At 64.5% G+C, this 16,022-nt stretch carries 13 protein-coding genes; 3 read left to right on the top strand and 10 right to left on the bottom strand.

Going from position 1 to position 16,022, the window contains the following annotated elements; genetic code table 11:
• Positions 1-45: 45 nt before the first annotated feature.
• From K5X80_RS15490 to K5X80_RS15505, 4 genes are read right to left on the bottom strand one after another with little or no spacing between them, the layout of a single operon-like run.
• Complete coding sequence (locus K5X80_RS15490; RefSeq protein ID WP_222558601.1) at positions 46-684, bottom strand: ABC-type transport auxiliary lipoprotein family protein; 639 nt, start codon at positions 682-684, stop codon at positions 46-48.
• A 14-nt stretch (positions 685-698) separates the two neighbouring features.
• Positions 699-1,637 (bottom strand): MlaD family protein, encoded by a 939-nt coding sequence (locus K5X80_RS15495; protein WP_222558602.1) that lies wholly within the window; start codon positions 1,635-1,637, stop codon positions 699-701.
• 9 nt (positions 1,638-1,646) lie between these two features.
• Positions 1,647-2,516, bottom strand: a complete 870-nt coding sequence (locus K5X80_RS15500) for an ABC transporter ATP-binding protein (RefSeq protein ID WP_222558603.1) — start codon at positions 2,514-2,516, stop codon at positions 1,647-1,649.
• 3 nt (positions 2,517-2,519) lie between these two features.
• A complete protein-coding gene (locus K5X80_RS15505; RefSeq protein ID WP_222558604.1) occupies positions 2,520-3,656 on the bottom strand; it encodes an ABC transporter permease in 1,137 nt (378 codons plus the stop codon).
• A gap of 95 nt (positions 3,657-3,751) precedes the next feature.
• Between K5X80_RS15505 and K5X80_RS15510 the strand changes: the two genes are divergently transcribed.
• Together K5X80_RS15510 and K5X80_RS15515 are read left to right on the top strand one after the other, a co-directional pair.
• Positions 3,752-6,436 (top strand): valine--tRNA ligase, encoded by a 2,685-nt coding sequence (locus tag K5X80_RS15510; RefSeq protein ID WP_222558605.1) that lies wholly within the window; start codon positions 3,752-3,754, stop codon positions 6,434-6,436.
• A 123-nt stretch (positions 6,437-6,559) separates the two neighbouring features.
• Positions 6,560-7,294 (top strand): 7-carboxy-7-deazaguanine synthase QueE, encoded by a 735-nt coding sequence (locus tag K5X80_RS15515; RefSeq protein WP_222558606.1) that lies wholly within the window; start codon positions 6,560-6,562, stop codon positions 7,292-7,294.
• A gap of 22 nt (positions 7,295-7,316) precedes the next feature.
• Here the strand turns inward: K5X80_RS15515 and K5X80_RS15520 are convergent, their stop codons facing one another.
• From K5X80_RS15520 to K5X80_RS15545, 6 genes are all read right to left on the bottom strand, one after another.
• Positions 7,317-8,369, bottom strand: a complete 1,053-nt coding sequence (locus K5X80_RS15520) for an NAD(P)-dependent alcohol dehydrogenase (RefSeq protein ID WP_222558607.1) — start codon at positions 8,367-8,369, stop codon at positions 7,317-7,319.
• A 159-nt stretch (positions 8,370-8,528) separates the two neighbouring features.
• Positions 8,529-10,256 (bottom strand): ATP-binding protein, encoded by a 1,728-nt coding sequence (locus tag K5X80_RS15525; RefSeq protein ID WP_222558608.1) that lies wholly within the window; start codon positions 10,254-10,256, stop codon positions 8,529-8,531.
• 101 nt (positions 10,257-10,357) lie between these two features.
• The gene (locus K5X80_RS15530) at positions 10,358-11,110 is read right to left on the bottom strand and encodes a TIGR02186 family protein (protein ID WP_222558609.1); all 753 of its coding nucleotides are present in this window, start codon (positions 11,108-11,110) and stop codon (positions 10,358-10,360) included.
• Positions 11,107-12,021 (bottom strand): sulfite exporter TauE/SafE family protein, encoded by a 915-nt coding sequence (locus K5X80_RS15535; RefSeq protein WP_222558610.1) that lies wholly within the window; start codon positions 12,019-12,021, stop codon positions 11,107-11,109. The genes K5X80_RS15530 and K5X80_RS15535 overlap by 4 nt, the downstream gene beginning before the upstream one ends.
• A gap of 49 nt (positions 12,022-12,070) precedes the next feature.
• A complete protein-coding gene (locus K5X80_RS15540; RefSeq protein WP_222558611.1) occupies positions 12,071-13,303 on the bottom strand; it encodes a hypothetical protein in 1,233 nt (410 codons plus the stop codon).
• A complete protein-coding gene (locus K5X80_RS15545; protein ID WP_222558612.1) occupies positions 13,300-14,712 on the bottom strand; it encodes a glycosyl transferase family protein in 1,413 nt (470 codons plus the stop codon). Before K5X80_RS15545 ends, K5X80_RS15540 begins: the two co-directional genes overlap by 4 nt.
• 92 nt (positions 14,713-14,804) lie before the next feature.
• On the opposite strand from K5X80_RS15545, the gene nhaA reads away from it, so the two are divergent.
• Positions 14,805-15,998 (top strand): Na+/H+ antiporter NhaA, encoded by a 1,194-nt coding sequence (gene nhaA, locus K5X80_RS15550; RefSeq protein WP_222558613.1) that lies wholly within the window; start codon positions 14,805-14,807, stop codon positions 15,996-15,998.
• Positions 15,999-16,022: the final 24 nt, after the last annotated feature.

Below are 16,022 nucleotides of genomic sequence, written 5' to 3' on the forward strand. Positions count from 1 at the left end.
CCGGAGCGCTCTTGCGAAAGTGCAGGAGCGCCCTTCGTTCGCAGCTTATTGGCCGACCCAGGCGACGACTTGCGCCGCGACATCGTTGGCCGCCTGATTCAATGCAGGGCCGACCTGATCCGCGCGCGGAGCGATGCCCGGGACCATGCTTTCGAACCGGCGCGTGCGGACATTGCCGCCCGGATCGGCCAGCACTGCCTCATAGCGCACGACAACCGCCTGCTGGCGCGCATCGTAGCCCATCGCCATCAACTGCCCGGTGAGCTTGGTCGCGGCGGCATACTGTTCGTCCGCCCCGCCGATCACCAGCCTGTTGGTCCGGGCGCGCAGAGTTTCGGAAAGCACTTCGCGAAACAGGCGCGCGGGCTTTTCCACCCAGGTCGCATCCTTGAGATAGGCGATCTGCGTATCATCGACCTGTACCGGAATGCGCTGGACATCGAGTTCGCGCGGCACGCCGGGGTTGAGCACGGCAATCGCATTCCGGAAATTGCCGCTGGTGGCCGATCCCGCGCTCGCCGAAGCGGCCGGGGTCAGCGTCAGCAACTGGTCCGGCACTTTGCCGCCAAGGCTGAGACAGCCCGACAGGGCGAATGCCCCGGCCAGCGCGGCCAATGCGCCCCTTCTGGCCGAAAAGCCGCGCCCGAATGCCGCAATGGCCCGCACAGGGTTGTTCCTTGTCATCGCCTGTTCCCCGATCATGGCTTGTAGTCGGGCAATTGCTGCCCTTTCAGCACCGACCCGGCCCCGCCGCTTTCGATGCTTTCGGTCATGTTGCGCAAGGCGCGGCTGGTTGTCCGCAGATCGCGCAGGGTTGCTTCCGCCGCAGGCAGGGTGCTCTGCGACAATTGCTGCGCCGCAGGCCGCGTATCGTGCAACAGGGCCTGCAGTTCGTCGGAGGTCTTCTGCACCGAAGCCATGGTCTCGCGCATCTGCTTGGCCACCGAATTGCCCTCCTGATTGAGGACCTTGTCGGTCGAGCCCATGACCTTTTCAAAGGCGGCGAGGCTGTGATTGGCCTGGCGCAGCGTCGCCTGCATTTCGGCCAGCACCCGCTGGATCTGCGGCGAGGCATCGGCCAGGCTGCTGGTCATCCGGTTGGTGTTGGCAAGAATGCCGGTGATCGATTTCTGATTGTCATCCGACAGCATCAGCGTGAGCCGTTCCGTCAAAGTCGCCAGACGTTCGAGCAGCAGCGGCGCGTTGGCCAGGATCTCGCCCAGCCCGCCGGGCTTGGTCGGAATCACCGGCACGCCTTCGGGGCCCGGTTCCTCGATCTCGGGTGCACCGCGCACCGCGCCTTCGAGCTGGACTTTGGATACGCCGGTAAAACTGCCCTGCACCGTCGCCGTGGTCCCTTGCAGGATCGGCACGTTGTTGTTCAGCGCCACGCGCACGCGCACGAACTGCGGGTCCTTGGGCCACAGTTCGATCGTTTTCACTTGCCCCGCCGGAACGCCGGAAAAGGTCACTTCCGAGCCCTTGGCCAGCCCGTCCACCGCCTGTTTGAAGAAGATGTCATATTCGTTCTGCTCACCGGCGTTGAGCCGCGCGATCCAGATGATGAAAGCGGCCAGCGCGGCCATCAGCACCAGCGTGACAGCACCGACCCAGACGTGATTTGCCCGTGTTTCCATTGGCGTGTCCTATGCCTTTTCGTCCAGCCGCTTGTCCATGCTTCTGGCACGTTCGCGACTGTCCTTGGCGGCGCGTCCGCGCGGCCCATTGAAGTATTCCTGTATCCAGGGATGATCCATTGCCAGCAGTTCGGGGATTGTCCCCACGGCAATCACTTTACCGTCCGCCAGCACGGCGACACGATCGCAGATTTCATACAGCGTATCGAGATCGTGCGTGATGAGGAAGACCGTCAGCCCCAGCGTATCGGTCAATTCGCGGGTCAGGTGGTCAAAACCGGCCGCGCCGATCGGATCGAGGCCGGCGGTGGGCTCATCGAGAAACAGGAGTTCGGGATCGAGCGCCAGCGCCCGGGCGAGCCCGGCGCGTTTCTTCATCCCGCCCGACAGTTCGGACGGATACTTGCTGGTCGCTTCCTCGGGCAGGCCGGAAAGCCGCACTTTGTAGCGAGCGATTTCATGCCGCAATTCGTCCCCCAGTTCGGGGTAGAATTCGCGCATCGGTACTTCCACGTTTTCCGCCACTGTCAGCGTGGAAAACAGCGCACCGCCCTGAAACAGCACACCCCAGCGCGAATGGACGCCGATCTCGTCATCCGGATCGGTTTCGGTGATCGAACGGCCGAGCACTTCAATATGCCCTTCGGCGGGTATCTGCAGGCCGATGATGGAGCGCATCAGCACCGACTTACCGGTGCCCGACCCGCCGACAACGCCCAGAATCTCGCCTTTGCGGACTTTGAGCGACAAGCCTTCATGCACCACCTGTTCGCCGAAGCGGTTGGTGATGTCCTCCACGACAATCGCATATTCGCCTTCATAGCGTTCATCGTCGAGGTCATGCTTGACGTTGGTGTTTCTGGGGATGCGGATCGCCATGGCTCAATCCCAACCCACTTCGGTGAAGAACACCGCGAAGAACGCATCGAGCACGATCACCATGAAAATCGCCTGGACCACCGCCATGGTCGTGCGCAGACCCACTTCCTCGGCATTCGATTTGACCTGCATCCCCTGATAGCATCCCGCCAGCCCGACGATCAGGCCGAACACCGGGGCCTTGACCAGCCCGACCCAGACATCGTGCAGCGGCACCACTTCCTGAATACGGGTGAGGAACGTGAAAAACGGGATATCGAGCGCGACATCGGCAAGGAACGCGCCGCCAACAATGGCCACCACCGCCGAGAAGAATCCGAGCAGCGGCATCATCAGCACCACTGCCAGAATACGCGGCAGCACCAGCGCATCGATCGGCGAAACGCCGATCGTGCGCATCGCGTCCACTTCCTCGGTCAGCTTCATCGTGCCCAGTTGCGCGGCGAATGCGGAGCCCGAACGGCCCGCCACCATGATCGCCGTCATCAGCACGCCCAGTTCGCGCAAGGTCAAACGGCCGGTGAGATTGATCGTATAGACTTCGGCCCCGAACTGGCGAAGCTGCACCGCGCCTTGCTGCGCGATGACGATGCCGATCAGGAAGCTCATCAAGGCGATGATGCCCAGCGAGTTGACGCCGACCAGTTCGATCTGCCGCACCAGCGCTTTCATCGGGAAGCGCGAAGGATGGCGCACCATGCCCCACCACGACACGAGAATCGCGCCGAGAAATCCGATGATTTCCACCGTGCCCCGGCCCCAGCCGGTGACCAGTTGCCCCACCGCTTCCGGCACGCGTTCGACCAGCGGCACGCGCGGCGGCAGGATTTCGGCCGTGCTGGCGCTGGAACCGACCGCATCGATCAGGCGCTGCGCGCCCTCGCTCGCCCCGACGACCTGCGCGTTGTGATCGTTCGCGACGCGCCACACGATCCACGCGCCGACGGTATCGATCTCTTCGACCTGCGACAGGTCCACTTTCGCGATGGTATCGTCGAGCGTGCGCAAGTCCCGGTCGAGCGGCCCGACAGCGGAAATGACGAGGCGCCCCGTCAGGACGAGCGTCGCGCCGCCCGAACCCGTCTCGCCGCCGGTGTCATCGCCCGTATTATCGAGTGTATAGCTGGCCCAATCACGCATTGCGGGGCGGTATGCTTTCAAATTGTGTCCCCGGCAAGGCACAGGCGCGGCAATGGTTGCGCTGCAAGGGTCTGGCTGGCAAAGGCCGAACCAGCATGAGCACCGAACTCGACAAGACTTTCGACCCCGCCTCCATCGAGGCGAAATGGTATTCCCACTGGGAAGGCAACGGCCTGTTCCGCCCCGAACGGCCGGACGCCACCCCGTTCACCATTGTCAATCCGCCACCCAATGTCACCGGCTCGCTCCATATCGGCCACGCATTGGATAACACTCTGCAGGACATAATGATCCGGTACGAGCGTTTGCGCGGTAAGGATGCGCTGTGGGTGGTCGGCACCGACCATGCCGGGATCGCCACGCAAATGGTGGTTGAACGCCAGTTGGAAGCGCGGCAGGACAAGCGCACCAACTACACGCGCGAGGAATTCGTCGACAAGGTGTGGGAATGGAAAGCGGAAAGCGGCGGCCAGATCACCCGCCAGCTCCGCCGCCTCGGCTGTTCGATGGACTGGAGCCGCGAACAGTTCACCATGGACGAACATTTCACCCGCGCGGTGCTCAAGGTTTTCGTGGACCTTTATAACGAAGGCCTGATCTACCGCGACAAGCGGCTGGTGAACTGGGACCCCAAGCTGAAGACGGCGATTTCCGATCTCGAAGTCGAAACCCGCGAGGTTCAGGGCGGGTTCTGGCACTTCAAGTACCCGCTGGCCGACGGTGTCACGCTGGATGATGGCCGCGATCATATCGTCGTCGCCACCACCCGGCCCGAAACCATGCTGGCCGATATGGCCGTGGCGGTGAATGCCGACGATGCGCGTTACCGTTCGGTCATCGGCAAGGACATTCTCCAGCCGATTACCGGCCGCCGCTTCAAAGTGGTGGCGGATGAGCACGCCGATCCGGAACTGGGCAGCGGCGCGGTGAAAATCACGCCAGGGCACGATTTCAACGATTTCGAAGTGGGCAAGCGCGCCGGAATCAAGCCGGCCGATATGCTCAACATGCTCGATGCCGAAGCCCGCGTAGTGCAGACGGCGGATGGGCTGATCCCTGACGAATTCCTCGGGTTGGACCGCTTCGATGCGCGTGCGCTTGTGGTCCAGCGGATGAAGGAACAGGGTTTCCTGATCCCGCACGTCACCAAAAACAAGGACGGTGAGGAACAGGAACACAACGCCGAACCGCGCACGATCCAGACCCCGTTCGGGGATCGCGGCGGCGTGGTGATCGAACCCTGGCTGACCGATCAATGGTATGTCGATGCCGCGACGCTGGCCGCGCCCGCGATGGAAGCGGTCCGTTCCGGCGCGATCGAGATCGTGCCCAAGACCTGGGAAAAGACTTATTTCAACTGGATGGAAAACATCCAGCCGTGGTGCGTCTCCCGCCAGCTCTGGTGGGGCCACCGGATTCCGGCGTGGTACGACGCGGATGGCACGGTCTATGTCGCGGAAACCGAGGACGAGGCGCAGACTCTGGCGGGCAACAAGGCGCTAACCCGCGACGAGGATGTGCTCGACACCTGGTTCTCCAGCGCGCTGTGGCCTTTCGCCACGCTCGGCTGGCCGGACCGGACGGACCTTCTGCAAAAGCACTATCCCAACGACCTTCTGGTGTCCGGCTTCGATATCCTGTTCTTCTGGGATGCGCGCATGGCGATGCAGGGCATCCATTTCATGAAGGATGTGCCGTGGCGGCGGCTGTACCTTCACGGGCTGGTGCGCGCGGCGGACGGGCAGAAAATGTCCAAGTCCAAGGGCAACGTGGTCGATCCGCTGGGCCTGATCGACCAGTACGGCGCGGATGCGCTGCGTTTCTTCATGGCGGCGATGGAAAGCCAGGGCCGCGATGTCAAAATGGATGAGAAGCGCGTCGAAGGCTACCGCAACTTCGCCACCAAGCTGTGGAACGCCACCCGTTTCTGCCAAGCCAACGGCATCACCGGCAGCGACACGCTGGCCGCGCCCGCCGCCACGCTGGCGGTCAACCGGTGGATCATCGGCGAAGTGGCGGGCACGCTGGCCGCGCTCGACACCGCGATGGCGGACTTGCGCTTCGATGCGGCGGCCAACACGATTTATCACTTCGTGTGGGACACGTTCTGCGATTGGTACATCGAACTTATCAAAGGCAATTTCGACGCGGAAACCAAAGCTGTCGCCGGCTGGGTGCTCGACCAGATTCTCGTCATGCTCCACCCGTTCATGCCCTTCATCACCGAAGAGCTATGGCACGCGCAGGGTGAGCGCGCCTACGAACTGATCCTCGCCAAGTGGCCGGACCCGCGCGCCACCATCGATGCCGCCGCCAAGGCGGAAGTCGAATGGCTGATCGCGCTGACTTCCAATCTGCGCACGGCGAAGAACGAACTGGGCATTGCGCCGGGCGCGAAGCTCGACGCTTATCTCGAAACGCCGGGCGAGACGGCGAAAACCGCGATCGCCCGCAATCCGGCGGCCATCGAGCGGCTGGCCCGCCTTTCCGCGATCCGTTTCGAAGCGGCCCCACCGGGCGCGGCGATGCAGATCGGCATGGGCGCGGATGTGTTCGTGATCCCGCTGGAAGGGGTGATCGACATCGCCGCCGAAAAGGCGCGGCTGGAAAAGGCGCAGGCCGCATCGGAGAAGGAACGCGATTCGCTGGCCAAGCGATTGGAAAACCCGTCCTTCGTCGAAAAGGCCAAGCCCGAAGCGGTGGAAAAGGCCCGGGCCGACCATGCCCATCACGCCGCCGAAGCCGAACGGCTGGCGGCGGCGCTGGCACGGCTGGGGTGAGCATCGCATGATCCGGCCCTGGATTGCCACGCCCGGCTTGTGCCGGGCTCGCAATGACGAGATCCCTGCCGTCATTGCGAGCGAAGCGAAGCAATCCAGAGCTGCACGAGAAACTGAATTGAAATGCCGCTGATCCTCGCCACCACCACGCCGGGCGAGCCGGAAATCTTCGCCTCGCTCCAGGGCGAAGGCCCCTCGCAGGGGCGGCCGAGCACGTTCATCCGCCTGTCGCGCTGCAATCTGGCGTGCCAGTGGTGCGACACTGCCTATACGTGGCGTTTCGCCGGGGACAACCGCCCGCATCGCGATGATGTGGCGTTCGACCGCGCCGCCAATCAGGTGACGATGAGCGAGGAGGAAGCCGCCAGCCGGATCGCCGCGCTGGGGCAGGATCGGCTGGTCATCACAGGGGGGGAACCGCTGTTACAGGCCCCGGCCCTCGCCCGGATGCTGGCGCATCTGCCGCCGATGCATGTGGAAATCGAAACCAACGGCACCGCCGCGCCTGCCGCGACTCTCGATCCGCTGGTGCAGCAGTACAACGTCAGCCCCAAGCTGGCGCACAGCGGCAACCCGGCCGAACTGGCGCTGATCCCCGAACGGCTGGCCGATTGGGCGCGGAATCCGCGCGCGTTCTTCAAATTCGTGATCGCCACGCCCGATGATGTGGCCGAAGTGCTGGCCTTGCAGCAACGCCACGCCATTCCGGGGGAGCGGGTGTTCCTGATGCCCGAAGGGACCGCCAGCGCCATTTTGCGCGAACGGCAGGTCTGGCTGTCCGATCTGTGCCTGCGCCATGGCTTCCGCATGAGCGACAGGCTGCATATCCATCTCTACGGCGACACGCGCGGCACCTGAAGCACCGCGCATCCCGCCTTGCTCAGTTGAGCGAGGCGATATCGATCACGAAGCGGTACTTCACGTCGCCTTTCACCATACGCTGATAAGCCTGGTTGATATCGGCCATGTCGATCAGCTCGATATCCGCCGTCAGATTGTGATCGCGGCAGAAATCCAGCATTTCCTGCGTTTCGGCGATCCCGCCGATCAGAGAGCCGGCAATCGCCTTGCGCCCGAACACCAGATTGCCGACCGAAGGCGACTTGTGCGCTTCGGGCGGAACACCGACCAGCACCATCGTTCCGTCACGCTTCAGAGCGGTGATGAACGGATCGAGATCGTGCGGCGCGGCCACGGTGTTGAGAATGAAATCGAACGTCCCGGCCTGTGCCGCCATCTGTTCCGCATCGCGCGAATTTACGACATGGCTGGCGCCCAGACGCACGGCATCGTCACGCTTGTTGGGGGAGGTGGTGAACACCGTCACTTCCGCGCCCAGCGCCGCGGCGATCTTCACGCCCATATGGCCGAGCCCGCCCAGGCCGACCACGCCGACTTTCTGCCCCGGCCCCACTTTCCAGTGGCGCAACGGCGAATAGGTGGTGATCCCGGCGCAGAGCAGCGGGGCGACGCCCGCCAGATCCTTCTCGTCATGGCCAACGGCGAGAACGAAATCCTCGTCCACCACGATGGCATCGGAATAGCCGCCGAAAGTATGGCCGCCCGAATGCTTGTCATACGCATTGTACGTGCCGACGAAGCCGGAACCGGTGCAATATTGCTCGTCCCCATCTTCGCACGAGGGGCAGGTGCGGCAACTGTCGACCATGCAGCCGACACCGACCGTATCGCCCACTTTGAAGCGCGAGACGGCGGACCCTGTTTCCACCACTTTGCCGACGATTTCATGCCCCGGAACGCAAGGGTAGCGCGTCGTCCCCCATTCGTTCCATGCGGTGTGCACGTCGGAATGGCAGACGCCGGAAAAGAGGATATCCACCACCACATCGCGCGGCCCCGGCGCCCGGCGCTCGATCGCCATCGGGGCAAGAGTCTGGTCGGCGGCCTGATTGCCGTATGCCTTGGTTTTCATGGAATGGGGTCCTCTCGGCTATGCTTGTCTTTCGCGCGCTTCTAATCCGTGATCGGGCAAAGGTGAAGCGGGCGGGGCAACAAATAGTTGCCTGCCTCAACAAATTGACAGCTTCACGAAAGCCGATGCGGCGATCGTGCGGCGCATTTCCCTGGCCGGTCAGCGCCCCTGCGCGCGCCAGCGGGCCACCGTGCGCTGCACGGCAGCCGCATCGTCATCGCCCGTTTCGGCCCACAGGCTGACGAACGAAGGATCGGCCGACGCCGGGCGCAGGCTTTCTTCCAGATCGTCGAAACTGACACGCACCGGAACGGAAACCCCCTCCCCGCAAATGATACATTCGCGGTTGCGCAGCGCCGGTATCACATCGAGGAACCCGCGCGCGCCTTCGGGCATCGCCGCTTTGACGAATTGCTGGTCGCGGTCATTGTTCAGACGCATGGCGATGATCGTGCCGCATTGCGACAGGACGCCTTCGGCAAGATCGGAGGGGCGCTGCGTGATCAGCCCCAGCGATACGCCGTACTTGCGCCCTTCCTTGGCGATGCGGGACAGGATGCGCCCCACAGAAGACCCATCGGCGTTCCGTTCGTTGGGCACGTACCGGTGCGCTTCTTCGCAGACCAGCAGGATCGGCCGGGTTCGTTCCTCGCGGCTCCAGATCGCAAAATCGAACACTAGCCGGCTGAGCACCGCGACCACGGTCGCGGTCACTTCGGAGGGGACCCCGGAAACATCGATGATCGCGATCGGCTTGCCATCGGCGGGCATACGGAAAATGCGCCCGATGAAATCGGCCATGGTGTCGCTCACCAGCATGCCCGAAAACATGAACTGATAGCGCGGATCGCCCCTGATCTCATCGATCTTGCCCTTGATCCGCTGATAGGGGGCGCTGGACGTCGCCTTGTCGAGCTTGCCCATTTCCAGTTGCAGAATGCCGGTCAGGTCCGACAGCAGATAGGGCACCGGCGTATCGACCGTGATCTTGCCCGGCTGATCCGCCTTGCGATGCTTCGTGCGCGCCTGCAACAGGCATCGGGCGAGGATATCGGCATCTTCCTGCCGGTCATGGCCGGTGGAAGTCAGGAACACTTCGCAATGTTCCTCGAAATTCATCAACCAGTAGGGCAGTTGCAGATTGCCGACATTGAGCAATATCCCGTTGGCGCCGAAAGCGCTGGCATATTCGCCGTGCGGGTCGATCATCAGGATATGGCCGTTGGGGGCGGCGTTGCAAATACGGTGCAGGAGCAGCGCAGCGGCGGTGGATTTACCCGTGCCGGTGGAACCCAGCAGCGCGAAATGCTTGCCCAGCATGGCATCGATCTGCACCCCCGCGCGAATATCGTCGGTCGGGAAGACGGTGCCGATCTGCACCGTGGAACTGTGGTCGCTGGCATAGACCTGCCGCAGATCCTCATGCGTGGCGGGATAGACCAGCGCGCCGGGAATGGGATAGCGCGTCACCCCGCGGCGGAATGTGTGAAGCCGCCCGCTGACGCGATCCTCCGCCCCTTCGCCAAGAAAGTCGATCCCGGCAATGATCCCATCGGGATTGCGCCCGTCGCGCTTCTGGGTGCGCACGTTGGCCACCAGCCAGCCATCGCCCGCCCTGATCTTGATCTGGCTGCCCACCTGCCCGGCAAGGGCAATGGACGGATCGAGATCGGTGGCGCATGCCTGCAACCGATCGCTGTCAAGCGCGATGTGCGAAGACGATCCGGCGATTTCCAGCACCACACCGATGGGCTGCGCCGCGTTCGCGCTGGCCGGGCTGGAAGCGGCAGGTTGCGCCGCCACGGGTTCGCGCGGTGCGATCACCGTTGCACTCTCAGGTTCCGATTGCTGTGCCCATGCCCGCTGGCTGTTGCCGATCTCATCCATCGTTTGCCCGAATGCCCCCTTTTTTCGAGGACACCGCCCTACCGGGCGCTGGTTAAGATCGCGTCAATGCGCGTTTTCCCCGCGTGAGCGCGGGCAACGGATCAGATCAGCGCGAACAGGCGCCCCGCCAGCCAGCCCATGCCGACCGACACCGACACCACCAGCAAGCCATAAAGCAGCGAATTCTGATCGGCGAACACGGCAACGAAACGTTCGAAGCCGATCTTGCGCACTTCCACCCGCGCGGTGGCGGAAGCGATCACCCGCCCCTTGGTGATGGCGAAAGTTTCCGCCGTATAGGTGCCGGTCTGCACGCTGGACGGCAGCGAAATACGCGCCTGATACAGCACCTGTTCGCTGATCGTCACGCCATTCGGATCTTCGCTGTAGAGCCCTTCGCGCCGCCGCAGATCGACCAGACCAGCCGAAAAACGCGCCTGTTCAGCGGGATCGATCGCGCCGATGGGCGACAGTTGCAGCCAGTCCAGCCCCAGTTCGTAAATCGCGGCCGTGCGATCATCGACGATCTGACCGATCGGGCGCGAAGATGCCACGGCGAAGAACGACGGGGCGGAGCGCAAGGCAGTGCTGTCGGCATTGATCCAGATTCCGGCGATTTTCTGCTTTTCGCGCAGGCGCACCGCCTGTGTCGGCCCTTTCAGCACCACCACGATATCGTAATCGCGCCCGGCGCGCGTGCCCGTGGGATCGAGAATCGCGCCGAACAGCAGCAGTTCCGTCCCGGTGAAGCCCTGCCGCACCTGAATCTCGTGCTGCGACACTTCGGGCACGAGAATCGGGTCCCTCGCCCCGCCCAGCAGAAGCAAGGCGATCAGGGCGAACAGCGCCTTCACAGCGGCATTACCGAGTAGATTTCGCTCGGCCGGAAACCGAGCCCGAACGCCATGCGCAGCGCCATCGCCAGCACGATCACCGCCAGAATAAACCGCAGTTTCTGCGGCTGGACCTTGCCCGCCAACTGGGTGCCGATCTGCGCCCCGGTGACCGAGCCAAGCAGTAGCAGCCCGGCCAGCACGATATCCACCGCCTTGGTCGTCAGCGAATGCATCATCGTCGATGCCATGGTCACGAACAGGATCTGGAACAGCGATGTGCCGACCACGACATTCGCGCTCATCCCCAGGATATACAGCATCGCGGGAACGAGGATGAACCCGCCGCCAACCCCCATCAGCATCGTCAGGATGCCGACGCCGATACCGATCAGCAGCGGCGCCAGTGGGGAAATGTACAGGCCCGAACGATAGAAGCGCCAGCGCAGAGGCAGGCTGGCCACAATCGGATGGTGCCGCCGCTTGCGTGGCTGGGGCGCCGCCCCGCCGCGCGTCGCCCGGATTGCCTGATAGCTTTCATGCCCCATCAGCCCGCCGATCGTGCCCAGCAGCACGACATAGAGGATGTTGATGACCGTATCGATCTGGCCGATGGATTCGAGGAAACGGAACAGCAGGCCACCGAGCCCGGAACCGAGCACCCCGCCCGCCACCATGACGAGGCCCATGTGATAATCGACCCCGCCCCGCTTGGTATAGGCGAACACACCCGATACGCTGGCCCCGGTCACCTGGCTGGCGGCTGAAGCGGCCGCGACCGTGGGCGGAATCCCGTAGAAAATCAGCAACGGCGTGGTCAGGAATCCGCCCCCCACGCCGAACAGGCCGGAGAGTATCCCGGTGATCGCCCCCAATGCGACAATCACCAGCCCATTGACCGAGAGATTGGCGATAGGGAGGTACACATCCATGACAGATAATGACCTAAACCACCGCCGCGGCAGTTGAAAGCGTCTCCAATCAGAAACCCGCTGAAATAGTCAGCGCCGGGCCGGATTCGGGCTGCGCATCGCCCATCAGGCGAAAACGCCAGTCCACCGAAACGCGCGAAGGCGTTCCCCAGATGTCGACCATGGCACTGGCGCTGGGCCCAATATCGAGCCGGGAGGCCCCCTTCTGCGCCCCGCCCCATATTCCGCCCCCGATTCGCAGCCGGGTATCGCCCATGTCCAGCAGCGGCCGGTCGCCCCGTATCTGCCCGTCGACAAAGCCGGTCTTGAACGCCCCGCCAACATACCCCGCCTGAGCATAGGCTTCACCGGTAAAGCCGAGCGGCAGAGCGAACGGCGGCAGTTCGGTATAGGCCAGCGCCGCCGGGCGGAAACTCTTGCGGCCACTGGCGCTGCGAAAGCCCCGCGCTTCGGCGGCAAGAGTGATCGGGATCGCGGGAACGGGCCGCGCTCCCACGCCAAGCGCGATCTCGCTTTCGCGAACCGCGCCCAGCGCCGCGCTCGCCCGCAGATAGGCCAGCGGGCGGTGGCCGCTCGACGGGGCAATCCGATAGCGCAGCACCGCGCCCGCCTGGCTGCCGCCATAGACCGGCCGCCCCGACGCAAGCGGAATGGCCGACTCCTTGCGCGCCAGCATCCACATATCGGCCGACCAGCGATCCACCCGGCCTTCCGCCAGCCCCGGAGACAGCGGAACCGGCGCGGGCGCATCGGGCGCACTCTGCCCGCCGAGCGCGGCCAAAGGCGGCAGGCCCGGGGGAAGCGCCCCGTTCCAGCCGCCATAACCCGCCACCGGAACTGGCAAGGCAGGCATCGCAGGTATCGCCTGAGCCATGCCCACCGGTGCCGGTGCAGGATAGTACACAGGAAACGCGACCGGGCGTGGTGCGCCGTAACCGGGATCATCCAGCAGCGCATAAGCCAGACGCAGCGCGGCGCGCAGGTCCGCCGTGCGGGCCATCGCCGCGCTTTCGCCAGCATCGAATGCGGATGGCCCGCCCGGACCTTCCCAACCGCCAAATCCCGCCGGAGTGACCGGCCCGCGAGCGAATCCCGCCGCCCGCACGGGCGGCTTAGCCCCGCCCCACGCCAGACGGCTGGCAGGGGGCATCTCCATCGCGCCGGCGGGCGCCGTGCTCCATTCCGGCGGCGCCCAGGTGAACGCGCGCAGGACCGCCCAGCCCGCAACCACCAGCAACAACATATGCAGCGGCCTGCCGCGCAAAGGGGCCCGCACGGTCACGATGCGGCCTCCTTCCGGCGCAGCATCGAGGGATGCAGGCGATGCACCGTCTTTTCCCACGTCGGCGGTTCCCCCTTGAGCGTGCGCCAGTAGGCAAACACCGCCCGCCGCCCGGCAAAGATCGCGATCGCATTGGAAACCGGAATCCGCAGCACTGCCAACACGCCTTCCAGCGCGCCATATTCACGCCAGGAGAAAACACAGCGCCAGCACACCCGCCAGAAGAACGCGATCAGGTTGAGCCCCAGCAGCAGTTGCACCACCGGGCCGGGTTGCGGCAGGACCAGCAGCCCCATGGCATTGCCCAACCACAGCACACCCGAAAGAATGATGCAGAGATAGGCCACCGCCAGCACCAGGGCGGTCAGCGGCCCGCGCCGGTCGCGCAGGCGCATCCAGCGTTCGCTGAGCCCGCCTTCCCAGCCCATCCGGTCCCAGCCCTGAAAGGCGATGCCGTGAATCCACCGGGTCTTCTGCCGCACCGCTTCCGCGAAATGGGCGGGAAAGCAGGCCCGCGTCGCCACCAGCCGGCCATCGTCCCCACGCAGGCGCAGGAACCGCGAGCGGCCACCGATTTCGGCGATCTTGAGGCCCAGTTCGTAATCTTCGGTCAGGCTCTGGCTGGCGAAAGGCGTGCTGTTTGCGCCGCCGTTGCGCCCCGCCACCCGTTCCAGCGCGCCACGCGCGAAAGCGCAACCGACCCCGGCGGCGGGCAGGCCCGCCTCCAGCGCCCCACGCACCACCATGGCCTTGCCATGCGCCTCGGCGAATTCGTCGCAATAATGGCCCGCGATCCAGATCGAGCCCGCTTGCGGTTCGGGCAGGACCGGCATCTGCACGAAGTCGCAATCGTCCATCGCCCGGTCCAGCAGCGCGAGAGCCGCCGGATCGACCATGTCTTCCGCATCGTGGAGCAGGATCATGCGGGCGGGCGTCCCCATCCGCGCTTCGTCTTCGCGCAGCGCGCGATAGATGCGGTTGAGGCAATCGGCCTTGCTGCTGGGCCCGGCGCGATCATGGATAACCACCCGCAGGCGCGGATCGCCCCGCGCCGCGCCGATCACCGCCTGCACCGTTTGCGGATCGTTGCCGTAGCAGCCGACATAGAGCCGCAATTCCGGCTGTGGCCAGGCAGACAGCGTGTGGTGCACCGTGGCGCCGATCACTTCGGCTTCCCGCCAGGCAGGGATCATCACCGCGGCAATGCCCGCCAGCGGCCGCCCCGTGAACTCGGCGCGGCGAATGCGGGCAGTGCGCAGCCGCCCGCGCAAACGCCCCCAAAGATAGTGGATATCGACAAGGATATCGTCGAATGCGCCGATCAGAAAAAACGCACCGGCAAACAGCAGTAACTCGTATCCTACAAAGGCCATGGCCTGTAGGATGGAATAACCCCCCAGAATCGTCATCGACTACCCCCCTTGGCTGATGACGTGTGATTCCGAAATAAACGAGGCTGGATGGGCTTGCAACGCGCAACCTATTCCAAAAAGGAGACAAAATGGCTGCCCCGCATTCCCCCCATTCGCTTGTGCCGCACCGGTTGCGCGTGCTCGCCGGGCATGAGGCTTTTGCCGGGAGCCTGCTGATTCTGGTGGCGGCCCTGGCGATCGCGCTGGCCAATTCCCCGCTGGCGCATGGCTATCACGCGCTGTTCCACGCGCCCTTGCCGTGGACGCCCATCGCCAAGCTGGGCACGCTGCATCTGTGGATCAACGACGCGCTGATGGCGGTGTTCTTTTTCGTGGTCGGGCTGGAAGTGAAACGGGAAATCGTCGCCGGGCAACTGGCCGACGCGCGCCAGCGGCGCCTGCCGGTTCTGGCTGCTTTCGCCGGGATGGCGATACCGGCTGCGGTCTATGCCGGCCTTGCCGGCGGAGATCCGGTGCTGATTCACGGCTGGGCCATTCCCGCCGCCACCGATATCGCGTTCGCTCTCGGCGTGCTCGCACTGGTGGGGCCGCGCGTGCCCGCCCCGCTGCGCCTGTTCCTGCTGACCGTGGCGATCGTCGACGATATCGGCGCGGTGCTGATTATCGCGGTGTTCTTCACCGGCAGTCTCAAGCTCGGCTGGCTGGTCATCGCGCTCTGCCTGCTGGCAGTGATGCTGGCGCTTGGCCGGGCGCGCGTCTCCCATGCGGGGCCTTATGCGCTGGCCGCGCTCGCCATGTGGTATTGCGTGCTCCATTCGGGGATGCACGCCACGATCGCGGGCGTGGTCGCCGCTCTGGCCATTCCGATGGCAGGCCCCAAACCCGCGCTGCTCGAACGGCTGGAACATGCCCTGTCGGGTTGGAACACCTATCTGATCGTGCCGCTGTTCGGTTTCGCCAATGCCGGGGTGGCGCTTGCCGGGATCGGGCTGGTGGGGCTGCTGTCCCCGCTGCCGCTGGCCATCGCCTGCGGCCTCGTGATCGGCAAGCAGATGGGCATTTTCGTGGCCATCTGGGTGGCGGACCGGATCGGCTTCGCCCGCCGCCCGGCGGGGGCGAGCTGGGCCCAGATCTGGGGCGTGGCGATCCTGTGCGGGATCGGCTTCACGATGAGCCTGTTTATCGCCGCGCTCGCGTTTCCCGACTATCCGTTGCTGGTGGAAGAAGCCAAGTTGGGCATTCTCGGCGGATCGCTGGTTTCCGCAGTGCTGGGCTACGCCGTGCTGCGGTTCGCCCCCGCTCCGCAAGCGAACGCCCGATAAAGGGCGGGCGGCCCGGCCTTGATG

Origin of the sequence: Caenibius sp. WL (assembly GCF_019803445.1) — a bacterium.
Taxonomy (GTDB): Bacteria; Pseudomonadota; Alphaproteobacteria; order Sphingomonadales; family Sphingomonadaceae; genus Caenibius.

Excerpts from the sequence above, each read along its gene's own strand:
- K5X80_RS15490 (WP_222558601.1), bottom strand. The coding sequence starts at position 684 with ATGACAAGGAACAACCCTGTGCGGGCCATTGCGGCATTCGGGCGCGGC.
- K5X80_RS15495 (WP_222558602.1), bottom strand. The coding sequence starts at position 1,637 with ATGGAAACACGGGCAAATCACGTCTGGGTCGGTGCTGTCACGCTGGTG.
- K5X80_RS15500 (WP_222558603.1), bottom strand. The coding sequence starts at position 2,516 with ATGGCGATCCGCATCCCCAGAAACACCAACGTCAAGCATGACCTCGAC.
- K5X80_RS15505 (WP_222558604.1), bottom strand. The coding sequence starts at position 3,656 with ATGCGTGATTGGGCCAGCTATACACTCGATAATACGGGCGATGACACC.
- K5X80_RS15510 (WP_222558605.1), top strand. The coding sequence starts at position 3,752 with ATGAGCACCGAACTCGACAAGACTTTCGACCCCGCCTCCATCGAGGCG.
- K5X80_RS15515 (WP_222558606.1), top strand. The coding sequence starts at position 6,560 with ATGCCGCTGATCCTCGCCACCACCACGCCGGGCGAGCCGGAAATCTTC.
- K5X80_RS15520 (WP_222558607.1), bottom strand. The coding sequence starts at position 8,369 with ATGAAAACCAAGGCATACGGCAATCAGGCCGCCGACCAGACTCTTGCC.
- K5X80_RS15525 (WP_222558608.1), bottom strand. The coding sequence starts at position 10,256 with ATGGATGAGATCGGCAACAGCCAGCGGGCATGGGCACAGCAATCGGAA.
- K5X80_RS15535 (WP_222558610.1), bottom strand. The coding sequence starts at position 12,021 with ATGGATGTGTACCTCCCTATCGCCAATCTCTCGGTCAATGGGCTGGTG.
- K5X80_RS15545 (WP_222558612.1), bottom strand. The coding sequence starts at position 14,712 with ATGACGATTCTGGGGGGTTATTCCATCCTACAGGCCATGGCCTTTGTA.
- nhaA (WP_222558613.1), top strand. The coding sequence starts at position 14,805 with ATGGCTGCCCCGCATTCCCCCCATTCGCTTGTGCCGCACCGGTTGCGC.